1 protein-coding gene is annotated in these 576 nt (G+C 44.4%); it reads left to right on the top strand.

Features of this window, described 5'->3' with window-relative positions:
• Nucleotides 1–109: 109 nt before the first annotated feature.
• Nucleotides 110–576 (top strand): ATP-binding cassette domain-containing protein (locus R7Z77_RS27265; protein WP_318137293.1); only part of this gene is annotated, 467 nt, incomplete at its 3' end.

Here is a 576-nt window from a genome sequence, read left to right as displayed (position 1 = left end):
GGACCATTGAAAACGTATTCAATTCTGAGCCAACGCTAAGCGTGGTCATTAATTTCCTTGGCGGCATTTATTTCTTGTATCTGCTGTTGAAAAACAAAGTCGTATAAACATGATCGTCATAGAGAAACTAACCAAAGCATTTGGTTCGAGTAAAGTCGTTGATAGCGCGGATACTCAGTTCGAAAAAGGCAAAGTCACGTCGATCATTGGCCCAAATGGAGCAGGCAAGAGTACCTTACTTTCCATGGCTTCTCGCCTAACAGAGCGAGACGGTGGTAGCGTCATCATCGACTGTAAAGAGATCGCTGAGTGGGATACCAAAGAGCTGGCGAAAAAGCTTGCTGTGTTGCGCCAAGCGAACTCAATCACGATGCGATTTACCGTGAAAGAGCTGGTTTCTTTTGGTCGGTTTCCTTATTCAAAAGGCAATCTCACCAAAGACGATCATGCGGTTATTGCACAAGCCATTAACTACTTAGACCTTCAAGATATTCAAGATAAATACTTGGATGAGTTAAGTGGCGGTCAGCGTCAGTTGGCGTTTATCGCCATGGTGATTGCTCAGGATACGGACTA

The sequence above is a fragment of the Vibrio sp. 1401 genome (assembly GCF_033340295.1).
This window is presented reverse-complemented; position numbering and strand designations above follow the sequence as displayed.